The 16,785-nt window shown below is 64.0% G+C and carries 13 protein-coding genes; 8 read left to right on the forward strand and 5 right to left on the reverse strand.

What is annotated here, in order from left to right; all coding sequences use genetic code 11:
• Positions 1 to 286: 286 nt before the first annotated feature.
• Positions 287 to 2,581 carry an Orn/Lys/Arg family decarboxylase gene (locus BHMPCIPO_RS21335; RefSeq protein ID WP_210266623.1) on the forward strand — a complete coding sequence of 765 codons (2,295 nt, stop codon included), beginning with the start codon at positions 287 to 289 and terminating at the stop codon, positions 2,579 to 2,581.
• A gap of 22 nt (positions 2,582 to 2,603) precedes the next feature.
• Entirely contained in the window at positions 2,604 to 4,169 is a 1,566-nt protein-coding gene (gene adiC, locus BHMPCIPO_RS21340; RefSeq protein ID WP_173518827.1) for an arginine/agmatine antiporter, read from the forward strand.
• Positions 4,170 to 4,279: 110 nt separating this feature from the next.
• Here adiC and BHMPCIPO_RS21345 read toward each other — a convergent pair whose 3' ends face one another.
• Positions 4,280 to 5,218 carry an AraC family transcriptional regulator gene (locus tag BHMPCIPO_RS21345; protein WP_173518828.1) on the reverse strand — a complete coding sequence of 313 codons (939 nt, stop codon included), beginning with the start codon at positions 5,216 to 5,218 and terminating at the stop codon, positions 4,280 to 4,282.
• Positions 5,219 to 5,325: 107 nt separating this feature from the next.
• On the opposite strand from BHMPCIPO_RS21345, the gene BHMPCIPO_RS21350 reads away from it, so the two are divergent.
• Positions 5,326 to 6,528: an MFS transporter gene (locus BHMPCIPO_RS21350; RefSeq protein WP_173518829.1), complete on the forward strand. Its 1,203-nt coding sequence runs from the start codon at positions 5,326 to 5,328 to the stop codon at positions 6,526 to 6,528.
• 149 nt (positions 6,529 to 6,677) lie between these two features.
• On the opposite strand, the gene BHMPCIPO_RS21355 is transcribed toward BHMPCIPO_RS21350, so the two are convergent.
• On the reverse strand, positions 6,678 to 7,763 hold the full coding sequence (locus tag BHMPCIPO_RS21355; protein WP_246304624.1) for a DUF930 domain-containing protein: 1,086 nt from the start codon (positions 7,761 to 7,763) through the stop codon (positions 6,678 to 6,680).
• Positions 7,764 to 8,143: 380 nt separating this feature from the next.
• On the opposite strand from BHMPCIPO_RS21355, the gene BHMPCIPO_RS21360 reads away from it, so the two are divergent.
• From BHMPCIPO_RS21360 to BHMPCIPO_RS21375, 4 genes are all read left to right on the forward strand, one after another.
• Complete coding sequence (locus BHMPCIPO_RS21360) at positions 8,144 to 9,187, forward strand: amino acid ABC transporter substrate-binding protein (protein ID WP_173518831.1); 1,044 nt, start codon at positions 8,144 to 8,146, stop codon at positions 9,185 to 9,187.
• A 14-nt stretch (positions 9,188 to 9,201) separates the two neighbouring features.
• Positions 9,202 to 10,392: an amino acid ABC transporter permease gene (locus BHMPCIPO_RS21365; protein WP_173518832.1), complete on the forward strand. Its 1,191-nt coding sequence runs from the start codon at positions 9,202 to 9,204 to the stop codon at positions 10,390 to 10,392.
• Positions 10,389 to 11,462 carry an amino acid ABC transporter permease gene (locus BHMPCIPO_RS21370; protein ID WP_173518833.1) on the forward strand — a complete coding sequence of 358 codons (1,074 nt, stop codon included), beginning with the start codon at positions 10,389 to 10,391 and terminating at the stop codon, positions 11,460 to 11,462. The genes BHMPCIPO_RS21365 and BHMPCIPO_RS21370 overlap by 4 nt, the downstream gene beginning before the upstream one ends.
• A 79-nt stretch (positions 11,463 to 11,541) precedes the next feature.
• A complete protein-coding gene (locus BHMPCIPO_RS21375; protein ID WP_173518834.1) occupies positions 11,542 to 12,750 on the forward strand; it encodes a TIGR03862 family flavoprotein in 1,209 nt (402 codons plus the stop codon).
• 58 nt (positions 12,751 to 12,808) lie between these two features.
• Here BHMPCIPO_RS21375 and BHMPCIPO_RS21380 read toward each other — a convergent pair whose 3' ends face one another.
• The 3 genes from BHMPCIPO_RS21380 to BHMPCIPO_RS21390 all read right to left on the reverse strand — a co-directional run bounded on the left by BHMPCIPO_RS21380 (position 12,809) and on the right by BHMPCIPO_RS21390 (position 16,199).
• Positions 12,809 to 14,623 (reverse strand): ABC transporter ATP-binding protein, encoded by a 1,815-nt coding sequence (locus BHMPCIPO_RS21380; RefSeq protein ID WP_173518835.1) that lies wholly within the window; start codon positions 14,621 to 14,623, stop codon positions 12,809 to 12,811.
• Between the two features lie 398 nt (positions 14,624 to 15,021).
• Complete coding sequence (locus tag BHMPCIPO_RS21385; protein WP_173518836.1) at positions 15,022 to 15,660, reverse strand: NrsF family protein; 639 nt, start codon at positions 15,658 to 15,660, stop codon at positions 15,022 to 15,024.
• 2 nt (positions 15,661 to 15,662) lie between these two features.
• Positions 15,663 to 16,199, reverse strand: coding sequence for a sigma-70 family RNA polymerase sigma factor (locus tag BHMPCIPO_RS21390; RefSeq protein WP_173518837.1), 537 nt, complete (start codon positions 16,197 to 16,199; stop codon positions 15,663 to 15,665).
• Between the two features lie 220 nt (positions 16,200 to 16,419).
• On the opposite strand from BHMPCIPO_RS21390, the gene BHMPCIPO_RS21395 reads away from it, so the two are divergent.
• Entirely contained in the window at positions 16,420 to 16,743 is a 324-nt protein-coding gene (locus BHMPCIPO_RS21395; protein WP_173518838.1) for a BufA1 family periplasmic bufferin-type metallophore, read from the forward strand.
• Positions 16,744 to 16,785: the final 42 nt, after the last annotated feature.

Genomic DNA, 16,785 nt, shown 5'->3' on the forward strand with positions numbered 1-16,785 from the left:
CTTTGGCAAGGAACGCCCCATCCATGACGAAGCCGCCTGATGCTAGCATCGGCAGAACTCAGGAAATGAGGTCCGCAGTGGCGCGGCTAAGTCTCGGCAGGACCCTATGCGCTGGTCGCCTTCATCTTTTCGCTGTGGACCGTCTACGGCAGCGAGCCCCTGGCCGGCCTTTGTTGCCTGCTGCTGTCCGTCTTCCTTTCGGTCGAAAGGAGGGCGCAGGCCGCAAGCTGACGCCAGAAGAATACCCCCGCCTGCACCAAGCACCGAACTACGGAGAGGATTGGACATGACCACGTTGAACAGGGGTCACCGCCGTCTCGGCATGAAAGCACTCGTTCTTGACGACGAGATCAGCGAAGAAAGTGCGGCTGGCCGGGCCGTGCGGTCGCTGATATCAGAACTCGAGCAGCGCCAGATCGAAGTGGTGACCGCAGAAAGCGCAGACGACGGCGTCGCCGTGATCCGGTCCGACCCGGCTCTCCAATGCGTACTGGTCGACTGGGACCTCGGACCGAAGGGGCACGAGCAATCCATCGGGGTCGTCGAGGCGCTGCGCAAGCGCAACGGCACCGTGCCGCTCTTCCTGCTCGCCGACCGCAGCGTCGCTTCGACCGTTCCGGCCGACATCATGGCCAAGGTCGACGACTTCGTCTGGATGCTCGAAGACACCATGGACTTCGTCGGCGGGCGCATCCAGGCGGCGATCGAGCGCTATCGCTCCACCGTGCTGCCGCCGATGTTCAAGGCGCTCGCCCAGTTCTCCCAAGTCCACGAATATTCCTGGCACACGCCCGGCCATACCGGCGGCACGGGTTTTCTGAAGTCGCCTCCCGGCCGCGCCTTCTTCGAATTCTTCGGCGAGCCGTTGCTGCGCTCGGACCTTTCGATCTCGGTCGGCGAACTTGGATCGCTGCTCGACCATTCCGGGCCGATCGGCGCCAGCGAAAAATATGCCGCGCGCGTCTTCGGCTCGCACCGCAGCTACCACGTCACCAACGGGTCCTCGACTTCCAACCGCGTCATCCTGATGGCGAGCGTCAGCCGCGACCAGATTGCGCTTTGCGACCGCAATTGCCACAAGTCTGCCGAACACGCGATGACAATGTCGGGCGCCGTGCCAACATATCTTGTGCCGACCAGAAACCACTACGGCATCATCGGCCCCATCCCGCCGGAGCACCTGACGGCTGCGGCGGTCAGAAAGGCGATCGATCAGAACCCGCTCGCGGCCGACCTCGCGGACCAGGAACCGAAACACGCGATCATCACCAACTCCACCTATGATGGCCTCTGCTACAACGTCACCAGGGTTGAGGAACTGCTCGGCGCCAGCGTCGACCGGCTGCATTTCGACGAAGCCTGGTACGGTTACGCCCGCTTCAACCCGATCTATCGCGACCGGCACGCAATGCACGGCGATCCGAAGGCACACACCGCGGACAAGCCGACCGTCTTCGCCACCCAGTCGACCCACAAGCTGCTCGCCGCGCTTTCGCAGGCGTCCTTCATCCACGTGCGCGACGGCCGCAAACCGATCCCGCATGGCATCTTCAACGAGACGTTCATGATGCACGCCTCGACCTCGCCGAACTACGCGATCATTGCATCGAACGACGTCTCGGCCGCCATGATGGACGGCCCCGGCGGCCCAGCGATCACCAGCGAATCGATCGAGGAAGCCGTCGCCTTCCGCCTGATGATGTCGCGGCTTGCCAACGATGCCGCCGAGCGCGGCGACTGGTTCTTCGATTGCTGGCAGCCGGACACGGTGCGCGACCCGAAGACCGGCCGCACCAGCCCCTTCCATGAAGCCTCGCCCGAAGCATTGGCGACGGACCCATCCTGCTGGGTGCTGAAGCCCGGAGCCGCGTGGCACGGCTTCGGCGAGATCGAGGACGGCTACTGCATGCTGGACCCGATCAAGGTCTCGGTCGTCACACCCGGGGTTGCGGCGGGCGGCGGACTGATGCCGGTCGGCATTCCGGCGAGCCTTGTCACCGCCTATCTCGCGGCATCGTGGTGGAAAAGACCACCGATTTCACCATCCTGTTCCTGTTTTCGCTGGGCATCACCAAGGGAAAGTGGGGATCGCTCGTCAGCGCGCTCTGCGACTTCAAGCGCGACTACGACGCCAATCTCACGCTCGAAGTGGCGATCCCGTCGCTGGTCGAGGACCATCCCGAACGCTACGCCGGCATGGGTCTCAAGGATCTGGCAAGATACGATGTTTACCGCGATGGACCAATTGAAGACCACGGCCTCGATGGCCACCGCCTTCTCTGTGCTGCCGCATCCGGATCTCAGCCCGGTGCGTGCCTATGAACGGCTGGTGCGCGGTGAAGTCGAACAGGTGCCCCTCGACCAGCTGGCCGGGCGCACGGTCGCGACCGGCGTCGTGCCCTACCCGCCGGGCATTCCGCTGTTAATGCCGGGCGAGAATGCCGGCGCGGCCGACGGCCCTGTCCTCGGCTACCTCAAGGCGCTGGAAGCCTACGACCTCCGGTTCCCGGGCTTCACCCATGACACGCACGGCGTGGAGGTCGAGGGCGGCTTCTATCGCGTCTACTGCTTGACCCGTTGAACCGGCCCCAGGAGCGACGAAAATGGCTGCTGTCGATACCGCTTCCAAAACCATATCTGCGGGCGTGGCGGACTCCGCCAAGATCGGCCTCGTTCCCGCGACCTTGATGGTCGCGGGCAACATGATGGGCTCTGGCGTCTTCATGCTGCCGGCGAACCTCGCCGCGGTCGGATCCATCGCCATCTTCGGATGGCTGATCACGATTGCCGGCGCCATCGCGCTGGCGCTGACCTTTGCGAAGCTGGCAGCGATCGATCCCGCCGCCGGCGGGCCCTATGCCTATACGCGCAAGGCCTTCGGCGACTACATGGGCTACCAGACCAACCTCATCTATTGGCTCGCCAACGTCGTCGGCAATGTCGGCCTTGCGGTCGCCGGCCTCGGCTACCTCACGGCCTTCTTCCCGATGCTGCGAGATCCGCTCGTCTCGGCGCTGGCGCAGGTGGCGCTCATCTGGTTCTTCACCTACGCCAACATCCTCGGTCCGAACGTCGTCGGACGGCTGCAGTCCTTCACGACCTCCTTCGCGCTCGTACCAATCCTCGGCATGGCGATCTTCGGCTGGTTCTGGTTCTCGCCGGCGACCTTCTCCGAGGGCTGGAACGTGTCCGGCAAGGACAGCTGGGCGGCGATCATGGCAACGCTCAACTTCACGCTCTGGGCCTTCATCGGGGTCGAGAGCGCGTCGGTCTCGGCGGGCGTCGTGCGCGATCCGCAGCGCAACGTGCCGATCGCCACCGTCGGCGGCGTCATCCTTGCGGCCGTTGCCTATATTCTCTCCTCGACCGTGATCATGGGCATGATCCCGAACAAGGAGCTGATCGCCTCCTCCGCGCCTTTTGCCGACGCCGCCCGGCTGGCGCTCGGCGATACCGCCGGTGCGGTTGTCGCGATCTGCGCCGCCCTCGGTTGCCTCGGCTCGCTTGCCGGCTGGACGCTGCTTGTCGGACAGACGGCAAAGGCTGCCGCCGACGACGGTCTCTTCGGCTCTATCTTCGCCAAGGTCAATTCCAAGGGTGTGCCTTCGGCGGGCCTCGCGATCGTCGCCGTCATCATGACGGTGCAGGTCTTCGCCACGATGTCGCCGACCGCCAGCGAGCAGTTCGGCAAGATCGCCTCAATCGCGGTGATCATGACGCTGCTGCCCTATATCTACTCGGCGATCTCGATCAAGGTGCTCGGCTACAAGAAGATGCCGGCGAGCACTTATAACTGGTACGTGGTCATCGGCCTGGCGGCGGCGATATACAGCCTGGTGGCGCTCATCGGCTCCGACGGCGAGCAGACGCGCTGGTCGCTGATCTTCGTCATCTCGACGATCGTGTTCTACTCGGCCGCAATCACCCGCAAGCGCGAGATCGACGAGAAACACATCGATCCCGGCGGCCACGCACCGACCTGGATCCGCTACGTCACGGTCACCGTAACGATCGCCGCCCTCGTCGCTCTGTTCTGGGTTTCGGTCGGCCGCCATCGCGCCGAGACCTTGCGCACCCGCTCGCCGGTACCGCCGGCCGCAAGCACCGCCCAGCCCGCCGCCGGATCACCCGCGGCCGCGTTGCCCGCCGAAAGCCAACCGACGCAATAGCCCGGACAAACGGGGCGGTGGAACCGTCCGCCGCCCTCCTCGACGGCCCGGGATCATGGCGTCCGGGCCGTCCTCACCGCCGAGTTTGAGACGACGCCGCTGCCGCCGGTTCACGAAACGGTCTGCTCCGGAGCCGAAGCCAGGTTTCGCGAATGACTTGGCGGCGCGCCCATGATCTTGCGGAAGGCGCGGCTGAAGGAAGCTTCGGAATCGTAGCCGAGCCGGTTCGCCACATGGGCGACGCGTTTTCCTTCGCGCAGCCATTGATGCGCCTGATGCATACGCATGCGCGCTACATAGCGGGCCGGCGTCTCGCCGACCGTATCGGCAAAGCGCTGGGCAAAGCCCGAGCGCGACGCGCCCATGAGCTTGGCGAGCTCGGGCACAGTCCAGTCCTTCGTGGGATCGAGATGGATCGCGGCGAGAACGCGGCCGACCTCCGGATGGCGGACGGCTGCAAGCCAGCCCGTCGCCGTGCCGCATCCATGCTCCACCCAGGCGCGGATGATCGTCGCGGTCAGGACGTCGGCAAGTCGCGCCAGGATGCCGCCCGAGCCGACGCGCTGCATCGCCGCCTCGCGCGTCATGGTATCGAGCAGCGACGGGATAGACGGCTCGCTGGATGCGAGATCGCTGGTGCGCATGACCGAGGGCATCAGTTGCAGCAAGGGGTGCAGGCGATCGACGTTAAACTGCATCACCGCGAAGAACAAAAGGTTCTGGCTGTCCGAATTGGGGCATTGCACATCGACGATGCCGTCGCAGAGCTGCCGCTTCGGCAGGTCACGGATCGAAATCGTCGGCAGGCCGGGTTCGCTGGCAAGCACATGCGCATCGCCGCGCGGCAAGAGCACGGCATCCCCCGGCGCAAGCTCCATCCAATCGCCGTCCGGCGTCTGAAGATGAGCGGAACCGGACGCCAGAAAATGAAATCGCGCCGGTTCCTGCGCGGGATAGGAGGTTGCCCATGGCGCACAGGGCTGACAACGCCCATATTCCACGCCGTCGAGCCTCAGTCCGCGCAGGATGTCAGTGAGCGCATCAGTCATTGGCCACTCCAACTTTGGACAAATGGCATAGTGTTTTGGATTTTCTAGCATAGAAACTCCAAATCGCCATGGATATTTTCATCCCAACTGCAATGGAGATGAAAATCATGGATGGCATCGTCGCAAGCCCTGCAGGCGAGGCGTATGAACGGAAGAAGCCACTATGGGCGGCCGTCGTTTCGCTTTCGCTCGGGGTTTTTGGCCTGGTAACGGCGGAATTTCTGCCGGCAAGCCTTCTCACGCCCATGTCCGCCGATCTCGGCGTAACCGTCGGTGCGGCCGGCCAATCGGTGACCACGACCGCCGTCGTCGCGGCCATTGCCGGTCCGGCGATCGTCGTCTACACCGGGCGCTTCGACCGGCGGAATGTCCTTCTTACACTGACCGCGCTTCTCGTCATATCGAGCCTGATTGCCGGCTTTGCCTCCAGCCTGCCGATGCTGCTTGCCGCACGGTTCCTGCTCGGCATCGCGCTTGGCGGTTTCTGGGCCCTGTCACTGGCGCTCGCCATGCGGCTCGTTCCGGGCAGGCTGATGCCGCGGGCGATGGCGATCATCATGTCGGGCGTGTCGATCGCGACGGTCTGCGCCGCCCCCATCGGCGCCTGGATCGGCGCGACGCTCGGCTGGCGCTATGCCTTCCTGCTCGCCGCCGCCGTCGGCATCGTCGCCTTCATCGTCCAGGCCCTGACGGTCCCGCGGCTTCCGCCGGTCGGATCAACCGGCCTGAATACGATCCTCAACGTGCTGAAGCGCCCGGCCATCCGGCTCGGCCTCGCAACCATCCTGCTCGTCGTCACGGGTCACTTTGCCGGCTTCACCTATGTTCGCCCGTTCCTCGAGCAGGTGCCGCAGTTCGGCGTCGAGGCGATCACCGCGATCCTGCTCGCCTTCGGTATCGGTGGCTTCTTCGGCAACATTGCCGGCGGTTTCCTCGCCGAGCGCAGCACGCGCCTGTCTATGATGTCGGCTGCAGCCGGTGTCGCCGTCACGACCCTGACGCTGGCGCTTGCCGGCGCGCTGCCGGCCCTTGCCATCCTAGCCACCGCCGCCTGGGGCTTCGCCTTCGGCGCGCTGCCCGTCAGCGTCCAGTCGTTCTTGAGTCGCGCCGCCGGTGACGAAGCCGAAGGTGCCGGTGCGGCAACGCTCACGACCTTCCAGATCGCCATTTCCACCGGCGCAATCCTCGGTGGCCTTCTCGTTGAATTGCAGGGTCCGACTGGCGTCTTCCTCTTCGCCGCGGTCGCGGCGATGCTCGGCACATCGCTGGTCTCCGTCTACCGCGAGCGGGCGCTGCAAGCCGCAGAGTAACGCTGTCCGCCACGGTTTGGTGCGAGTGGCAACGCGCACCTGTGCCTGCCGGGCCTCACGGGGGTCCGGCAGACGAAGCGCGCGTCATTGGCGCCCTCCTTTGCTGGACGACATGGAAGACAGGCTTCCCACATCGAAGCGCGACGTGATCAACTCGGTGGCGGACGCAGGCGTCTCTTCTCCCAAGTTGCCTTCGGCACGATGTTGCCAATGGCGATGCTGAACGATACCAGTTCCGTTGCGTCCTCATTAACGAGGCACTTGAAGTCGACATCATACCAGTTCGACTTGTTGTGGTAGGCGCCACCGCTCGCCTCCATTCGGTTATCGAAGATGAAGCCGCCCCTCGGACCAAAGGGAACGAAACCTTCCGGCGGGGTATTCGGTCGCTGATTGCGGATCTGCTCCAGCGCCTCGGCCGTGCAAATCTGGCGGATGCGTACTTTGACGGGCAACTTGAGAAGTGCCTGCTTGAACCGCGGGTCAGCGATTGCCTTCTCCGAATATAGTACCTTCGCCTCCACCAATTTGCTCGGCACCGGCTTGAGCTCAACTTTTGCAGCCGCATCTGCCGGCTTCGTCTTCGGCTTTTCTTCCGGTTGCTTTTCCGCTTGCTGCTTGGCCTCGGCTGCCTTCGTATCCTTCGGCTCGGGCTTCACCTCGGCCACCGTCGCCATTGGCTTTGCGTCCGATTTTGCCGTGGCATTGTCTGGCGATTTCGCTGGGGCGGCCAGCGTCGGCAAGGGCTTTTGCTCCTTTACCGGAGTCTCATCCTTCTTGAGTGGCACCTTTGCAGGCTCATCTACGGCTTTCGCCGATTGGCTGGCAGCCTTCACCTGCTCCGACGCGTCGGGCTTCTTTTCAGCCGTTTGCGCGGCCGGCGGAAGCTCGGCCTCCTTGTTGTCCTGCTTGGTCTTGGCCATGGCCGAGGCGAAGGATTGCGGCAGTTGCTGCGCGGGCTTCGGCTGTGGCTTTGGTTGAGGCTGCGGTTTGGGTTGCGGCTTGGGCTTCGGTTGCGGTTTCGGCTGTTCGGCCTTCTTCTGCTCAGCCTTCTTCTCTTCCTTTGCCTGGGGAGGAGGAACGAGCTCGACGTTGACGGTCTGCTCCTTCGGAGGCTTCGGCAGTTCGAGCGGCAGGTCGAACAACAGCAAAAAGGCGACGATGAGATGCAGGGCCACCGATGTCGGCGCGCCCCATCCTACCCGTTCCCACCATTTCTTCGCAAAGAGCCGCATTGCCAACGAAATAAACCATTCGACCGGCGGAACCTATGAACTTCCGCCGATCTCAACAAGAGGCACAGTTCTGAGACCCGGCAGCCCGGACGCGCAGCTCCCGGCCGATCGGACCACGCAGTCGCCGCCACGCGGGAGCGTGGTCTCGCCTAACGCAAGCGGGCGACGACGCAATATGGCCGCCCTGCTTCGGCCCGACCTCCCACTTGTCAAAAAAGTCCCCGATAAAAACGGGACAGCGAAATCTGTTTCGGGCCGCGCGCCGATTTTGCACAAAAATTTCTATTATATAAATTCTATATATTTAATCATTACGGCACGCATCGGGCGCTTCCGCCGGGCATGCGCAGCGACATTCCTTTCTGGCTTTGGGGGCCTTCATGCAGCAACATTTCACTCACCGAAAACTTTTCACCAAAGCCTTTGCCGCAACGACAGCGCTGGCGGCTGGCCTGATCGCCACGTCAGCGCTTGCCGGCGAAACGCTCGACAAAATCAAGGCACGCGGCGTGATCAAAGTTGGCGTCGGCACCACGCCGGGCTTCTTCTCGCCCGATAGCAGTGGCCGCTGGCAGGGCTTCTTCGTCGATTTCGGCCGCGCCATCGCCATCACCGTTTTCAACGACGCCGAGAAGGTCGAGTTCACCAACTCCTCGCCGCAGCAGCGCCTGCCGGCACTGCAATCCGGCGAGTTCGATATCCTGCTTTCCGGCGTCACTCAGACGGTGAGCCGCGCCTTCAAGCTCGGCTTCCACTTCGGTCCCGTCGTCTTCTATGACGGCCAGGGCCTGCTGGTGCGCAAAGACCTCGGCGTCGCCAAGGGCGAGGAACTGGATGGCGCGACGATCGGCGTCCAGAGTGGCACGACCGGCGAACTCAACATCGCCGACTTCTTCCGCAAGACCGGCAAGGCCTTCACGCCTGTCACGATCGAGGAGACCGGCGAATTCCTGAAGGCGCTCGATTCCGGCCGCGTCGATGCTCTGACCCAGGATGCGACCGACCTTGCCGCCAAGCGCACCCAGCTTTCCAAGCCCGACGACTACGTGCTTCTGCCGGAGCGCCTGTCGAAGGAGCCCTTGGCACCGGCGATCCGCGCCGGCGACGACCAGTGGCTCGAAATCGTCAACTGGACGGTCTACGCCACGATCCAGGCGGAAGAATTCGGCATCACCAAGGACAATGTCGACACGTTCCTGAAGAGCGAAGATCCGGCAATCAAGCGCTTCCTCGGCGTCGACCCGTCGCTCGGAGAAGCCATCGGCCTCGACCCGAAGTTTGCCTATAACATCGTCAAGACGGTCGGCAACTACGGCGAAATCTTCGAACGCAATGTCGGCAAGGGCACGGCTCTCAACTTCGAGCGTGGCTACAATCAGCCCTGGACCTCGGGCGGCCTGCTCTATTCGCCGCCGTTCCGTTGAGCCGGGTCTTTCCCATGACACGCTTCCTCCAACCGGGCCCTTCGGGGCCCGGACCCGTCTTACGCCTGCGCACCTGGATCGGGCCCCTGCCGCTGCAGCAGAGCCTGCTCTTCGTCGGCGTGCTCCTGCTCTTCGCGGTTTTGGGGCAGAACACTGCCGACAGCATGCACCGCATGGGCCTCACGCCGGGTTTCGCCTTTCTCTCCCATCAGGCGAACTTCGAGATCGGTGAAAGCGTGCTTTCCTATTCCGCCGGCGACAGTTATGCCCGGGCGCTTGCGGCCGGCGTCGCCAACACGGTCAAGGTCGCGGTTGCCGGCTGCCTGCTTGCAACCGTGCTCGGCGTCGCGCTCGGCATCGCGCGGCTCTCGGGCAATTTGCTGCTTGCCAGCTTCGTCCATGGCTACGTCGAGTTTCTGCGCAATACCCCGCTGTTGCTGCAGCTCTTCCTGTGGAGCGCGATCATTCACGCGCTGCCGCCGCCGCGCGGCGCCTATACCTTCCTGGGCAGCGTCTATCTCAGCAATCGCGGCATTTACCTACCCTCGCTCTCGATCGAGGGGGTACCGACCATCGTCTGGCTTTCGACGGTCGTACTGGCTGTTCTCGCCGCGGTCCTTCTCTGCCGTCAACTTTTCGCAGGCTCAGCCTTCTATCTTCCGAAATCTGCCGGTGTCGCGCTCGCCGTCCTTGCCCTCTGCTACCTCGCACTCACCTCCCTTGGCTTCGCGGCCTCTGTCGAAATCCCCGCCAAGGGCGGCTTCAACATTCGCGGCGGCCTGTCGCTGACGCCGGAATTCGCGGCATTGCTCGTCGGCCTGGTCGTCAATGCCTCGGCGTCGATTTCGGAGATCGTGCGCAGCGGCATCCAGTCGGTGAAATCGGGCCAATGGGAGGCAGCCCGAGCCCTCGGACTGCGGCCCGCGCAAATCCTGCGTCTTGTGGTGCTGCCGCAAGCCCTTCGGGTCATCGCGCCGCTGATGATCTCGAGCTTCCTGGATCTCACGAAGAACTCGAGCCTCGCGGTCGCGATCGGTTACCCCGACCTCGTCAGCGTCGCCAATACGACGGCCAACACGACCGGACAGGCACTGGAAGCGATCATCATCATCGGCGCCGTCTACCTGACGATCAGCCTGTCGGTATCGTCCGTCATGAACGTCTACAACCGGCGCGTGGTTCTGCGCGGAGAAGGAAAGCGATGAGCCAGATCGAACTTGCGTCCCCCGTCGCGCCCGATTGGCACCGCTGGCGCCAAGGGCTTTTCAACGGCTGGGGGAACGGCCTCGTTACGCTTGGAACACTTGCGACGATCCTCTGGCTCGCGCTTCCCCTTTTCCGCTGGGCGGTCATCGATGCCGTCTGGTTCGGCACGTCGGCCGATTGTGCTGAGGAAACCGCCGGCGCCTGTTGGGCCTTTGTCGGCGCAAAGCTTCGCTTCATGCTTTTTGCCTTCTTCCCACCGCCGCTGCAGTGGCGCCCGGCATTGGTCGTTGCCTTCATCCTGACGCTGCTCGCGGTCTCCGCCCTTCCCCGCTTCTGGAGCTTTCGCCTCGTGCCGGTCTGGCTGCTGGCTCTTCTCGGCAGCTGGCTGATAATGGCGGGCACCGGTGCCATGGAACCGGTCTCGACCAATCACTGGGGCGGGCTGCCGATCACGCTCACCGTGTCGATCGCCGGCCTCGCCTTTGCCTTCCCGATCGCGCTGCTGCTGGCGCTTGCCCGCCAGTCCGACATGGGCATCCTGCGATGCCTGGCGATTGCCTTCATCGAAGTGCTGCGCGGCGTGCCGATGATCGCCATCCTCTATGTGGCGATGCTGATCGTGCCGATGGCGCTGCCGAGCGGGGCCACCATCGACAAGCTGCTGCGCGCGCAGATCGGCGTCACCCTGTTCTTTTCTGCCTATCTCGCCGAAGTCATTCGCGCCGGTCTCCAGGTCGTTCCCGTCGGTCAGCGGGAGGCGGCCCTGTCACTTGGCTTGAGCAGAATTCAATTGCTGCGCCTCGTGGTCCTGCCGCAGGCGCTTCGCGCCGTCATCCCGGCTATCGTCAACCTCGCAATCGGCATCGTGCTCAACACCTCGCTGCTTGCGGTCATTGGCATCTATGATCTGCTGAACGCCGCCAAGACCTCGGCAACCGACCCTGGCTGGCTCGGCTTCTACAGCGAGGCCTACATCTTCGCCGCGGCGGTCTATTTCGTCATCTGCTTCACCGGTTCGCGCTACAGCCTGTGGCTCGAGAGGAAGCTCAATGGTGCCAATCGCCGCTGAGTGCACGTCAGGCGGGGTTGCGCGACGGCCGTTGCCGGGCCAAGAGTGCCGGGAGTGGAATCGATGACCGGGCAGGCGGATGGGGAAGAAGCAGATCGCCGTTATCGGCGGTGGGCCAAGCGGGCTGATGGCCGCCGAGGTGCTGGCTGAACGCGACCACGCGGTCACTGTCTACGACGCCATGCCGACGGTCGCGCGGAAGTTCCTGCTTGCCGGCAAGTCGGGCCTGAACATCACCCATTCCGAACCCTATGCCGTCTTTGCCGAGCGCTTCGGCAACGCTTCGCCGCGGCTGCGCGCGGCCCTTGATGCGTTTACGCCCGACGATGTCAGGCAATGGGCCGCCGCTCTCGGAACGAAGACCTTCGTCGGTTCGTCGGGCCGTGTCTTTCCTGAGGTCATGAAGGCGTCGCCGCTGCTGCGCGCCTGGCTGAAGTCGCTGGAAGGCCGCGGAGTCCGGATCCTGACCCGGCACCGCTGGACGGGCGTGGAGGGCAGCGAACTCGTCTTCGACACGCCCGATGGCAAGAAGCTCGCCAGCGCCGACGCGACGCTACTCGCGCTCGGCGGCGCCAGCTATCCACGCCTCGGATCTGACGCCGTCTGGGTCCCCCAATTGGGCGAGAGGGGCGTGGCTGTCGCCAGCTTCCAGCCTGCCAACTGCGGCTTCGACGTCGATTGGAGCGAAACCTTCCGCGACCGTTTTGCCGGCGCAGCGCTCAAGGGCGTCACCGCCACATCCCCGGCAGGGACCGTTCCCGGTGAGTTCGTGGTGTCCAGCAGCGGCATCGAGGGCAGCTTGGTCTACGCCCATGCAGCCCCGCTCAGAGACCGCCTCGTGGGCGGTGAAAAGGCCGATCTGGTGGTCGATCTCGCTCCCGGACGAACCGCCGAGCGACTGGCGAAGGATCTCGGCCGCTTTGACAGCAAGACGAGCTTCGCCAACCGCCTGCGCAAGGGAGCCGGGTTCGAAGGCGTGAAGGCAGCGCTGCTGCGCGAACTTGCGCCCGAAGCCGCCCGGATGAGCCCACCGGATCTCGCTGCCTTGATCAAGGCGCTGCCGATACCGCTGCGACGCCCGCGGCCGATCGCCGAAGCCATCTCTTCGGCAGGCGGAGTTCAGTGGGATTCGATCGACGACAGCTACATGCTGAAAGCCCTGCCCGGCACGTTTGTCGCTGGCGAGATGATCGACTGGGAAGCGCCGACCGGCGGCTATCTGTTGACCGCCTGTTTCGCCACCGGCCGTGCGGCTGCGCGCGGCATCGTTCGCTGGCTTGCTCAGTAGATACGAAATCCGCCGCGCCCACATCAGGCGCGGCGAACAGTTTGGCAGACGACATTCCTTACTGGTCGTTCAGCACCAGCCCCTTGGTCAGTTCCAGCGCCTGGCGCTCGAAGAGACCGCGGTAGATTCCGCCGTCAAGACGGATCAGCGCGTCGTGCGTGCCCTCCTCCGCGATCCGGCCGTGATCGAAGACCAGCAGCCGGTCGAGCGCCCGCACGGTCGACAGGCGATGCGCGATCACCAGCGTCGTACGCCCGAGCATCAGCCGTTCCATTGCCTGCTGGATCAGCACTTCCGATTCCGAATCGAGGCTCGAGGTTGCCTCATCGAGAATAAGGATCGGTGCATCCGCCAGGAACGCGCGCGCAATGGCGATGCGCTGGCGCTCACCGCCCGAGAGCTTGACACCGCGTTCGCCCACCAGCGTGCCGTAGCCTTTCGGCAGGGCCGTGACGAAGTCGTGGGCGCTGGCAAGCTTCGCTGCCTTCTCGATCTCGCTCTGCGTGGCGCTCGGCCGCGCATAGGCGATGTTTTCTGCAAGCGAGCGATGGAACAGGATCGGCTCCTGCTGGACGATCGCGATCTGCTGGCGCAGCGACGTCTGCGCCACCGAGGCGATGTCCTGGCCGTCGATCCGGATCTGCCCGGACTTCAGATCGTGCAGACGCTGGATCAGCTTGACGAAGGTCGTCTTGCCCGAGCCGGAATGCCCGACGAGGCCGACACGTTCGCCCTCCCGGATCGTCACCGAGAACCGGTCGTAGAGCGGCTTGCGGTGCGCACCGTAATGGAACGTCACGTCCCTGAACTCGATGCGACCGTCGGTGATCCGGATCGGCTTGGCATCGGCCCTATCCTCGATACCGAGCGGCTGGCCATGGATGTCGACGAGCTCTTCCATGTCGTTGATCGAGCGCTGCAGGTTGCGGATATGCTGCCCGACTTCACGCAGGTAACCCTGCAGGATGAAGAACGAGGTGAGCACGAAGGTGATGTCACCCGCCGTTGCCTGCCCGCGCGCCCACAAAAGCAAGGCGAAGCCGATCACGGCCGCGCGCAGGACGAGCAGCATCGCCCCCTGTGTCGTGCCGTTGGTCGTGCCTCTAATCCACGTGCGGCGCGTGCGGTCCCGCCACTTGGCAAGAACCTTGGCAAGGCGTGCATCCTCGCGCCCCTCGGCGCCGGAGCCCTTGACGACGATGTTGCAGCTCACCGCGTCGGCGAGTGCGCCGCCGAGCTTCGTGTCCCACCGGTTGGCGAGGCTTGCCATCGGCGCGACATAACCGAGCGAAAGCGCGATCGTCATCAGGATGAAGACGATCGAGCCGATACCGATGATGACACCCATCATCGGCCAGTAGAACGACATCAGCACCGTCGAACCGACCAGCATCACGACGGACGGGAACAGCGCGACCAGCAATGTGTCGTTCAGAAGGTCGAGCGCCCACATGCCGCGCGTCACCTTGCGCACCGTCGAGCCGGCGAAGCTGTTGGCGTGCCAATCGGTCGAGAAGCGCTGGATGCGGTAGAACGCCGCCGAGGCGATGTCCGCCATCATCTTGAGCGTCAGATCCGTGACGCCCAGGAAGGTGAGGTGACGCAACAGGATCGCGCCGAGCGAGAGCGCCATCAGCATCCAGAATGCCGCGATCGCCGCGGTCCAGGCGAGCTCATCCGTTGCCGCGCCGGAAACGACGGCATCAACGAGCCGGCCCGAATAGAGCGGCGTCAGGACATCGGCGAGCGTCGACAGAAGGACCATGCCGAGGATGGCGCTGATCCTGATCGGCTGCGCCTTCCAGTGAGACCAAGTGAAACCAAGAACGCTGCGGAACGCACCGCCGCGCAAGGCGAAACGAGTAAAAGCCATAATATTTGCCCGATGCGCGACGCATCGGCCTCAAAAAGATTCAGAATGGATTATGCCGTTAAAAAGGAACCCAGCTTCCGATGCGGCATCATTGGCTTGGCAATATTCTCTGGAAGAGAACGGCCAAAATCAGCGAAACGACTTCTGACCCGGAATAGACGGAAAGACGAAGGCGCCCTTCTGCGTCCAGTTCAGAACTGTACGCCGCCCCGTAGGGAGAAAGAAAAAGCTGGCATCTTTTGAAACCTCCCTGATTGGTTGCCGGATGACGAGCTATAAGCGAATCGCGTGCAACCGCCAAGTGCGGAAATCTTGCCATGACGCCAATCGTCGCGGCTGCGTCCCGTATGCAACAGTCGCAGAAACAGCCGACGGCGTGGCTTCTGCCCGCGACCTTTCTACCAGCGGACGAGCCAGCGGGCGCCAAGGGTCCCGAGCAGGGTGAGGCCAAGGACGGCAATCGTGTACCAGGTCGCGACGAAGAGCGGTGAATCATCGGGGCAGTGCGCCGCATAAAACGTGGCGGCGATGCCGCCGGCGGCAAGCCCCGCCAGTGCACCGGATAGCGCCGGACGCGATGGAGCGCCGTAGCGCAGCGCCAGCAGGAAGAGACCCAGTGGCGCCAACCCGATCAGCGGAATGAAGGTCAGGCAAAGCCGGCTGTTGGTGCCGATAAGCCGCGTCGCCCAGGCGTCCTGCGGCACCGCGAGAAGCTCCAGCACGACGCCGCCGACGACCAGCGCTGGCGCGATTGCGAGATAGGGCAGCAGCTTGCGCAAATCCGCTTCGGGCCAGGCCGCGACGCGCATGGCGACGAAGGCGGCGGCGGCCAGCGCGATGGTCACGACGAACTTGAAGAGGAAGCGCACCGTCTCCGCGACGATGGCGATGTCCGGCCGCGGTCCGAGGAGGACCGAAAACACGAGCCCGGCGAGAACCAGCGCGCCGGCACAAGTGGCGAACCAGACGGCATTCATCGAGAATCCGGGCCGCCTTGTATCCGCGGCAAGAGCCTTGATCAGGTCGTTCGTATCCATGTTCAGTCTCGTCCAAATCGACGGGCGATTGCGGCAAGGCCGCGATGAAGCGCCACGCGAACCGCCGTCTCATTCATATCCAGTCTCTTCGCCGTCTCGGCCACCGAACAGCCTTCGATCGAGATCGCATTGACGACCGAACGCTGCCCCGGTGCGAGGCCCTCGAGCGCCCGGCCGATCTCCCAATCGCGGGCCTTTTCGGTTTCGGCGCTCGCAAGCGTCTCTTCAAACTCCTCGATGCCAACCGTCGGGCGGCGGGCCTGTCGTCGGACGGCATCGACGAATTTGTGCCTGGCGATCGCGTGAAGCCAGGGGATAACAGGGGCATCGTTTCGCCAGGTGTGGCGCTTGACGTGCACCGCCAGCAAAGCCTCCTGCACGATGTCTTCGGCATCAATGCCGCCGCCAACGGCCCACCGCCGCGCCCAACTGCGGATCAGGACCGCGGCGTCACGCAGGAAGTCAGCATAGGCCTTTTCGTCTCCGGCCACAGACCCGCGAAGAAGTCCTGCCAGATGCTCGTCGTCCGCGCCGCTCAACCGCGCCTTTCCTTCTCATTCGCCGAACCCGGGCGTTCGTTACACCTTCATCCCAAAAATCGCAGCGGCTGTTAGCCTGCCGTCATGATCTAGACCGCTCGCGAAGACATCACGAAAGCGTGTTGCCAAGGTTATGTAACGCCACCCGTCTCCGCGACGAAAGACCCGATGTGCGCCTGAGAAAGGACGCACGGGAACAGTTCAACACGGAGAAAGAATGATGTCCATGAAGTCCACGATCAGCAGCGCAATGCTGGCAAGCGCGGTGGCTGCCGCCCTGTCGTCGCTTGCGACCGCAGCACCGCTCACCGAGGCGCAAGTCAAGGCGGCTATGGATGCGGGCAAGGAAAAGTGCTTCGGCGTCGCGCTCAAGGGCCAGAACGATTGCGCCGCAGGACCGGGCACAACGTGCCAGGCCACTTCGACAGTCGACTATCAGGGCAACTCCTGGAAGTTCGTCGATGGCGGGACGTGCGCCACGATGCAGCTTCCGGACGGACGCAAGGGCTCGCCGGACCCGCTGACGCGCGACCTCCCGTCCTGAGCCGATCCGATGCGGGCGGGAAGAGCGAACGCCTTTCCGCCC

It is taken from the genome of Ensifer sesbaniae (genome assembly GCF_013283665.1).
Taxonomy (GTDB): domain Bacteria; phylum Pseudomonadota; class Alphaproteobacteria; order Rhizobiales; family Rhizobiaceae; genus Ensifer; species Ensifer sesbaniae.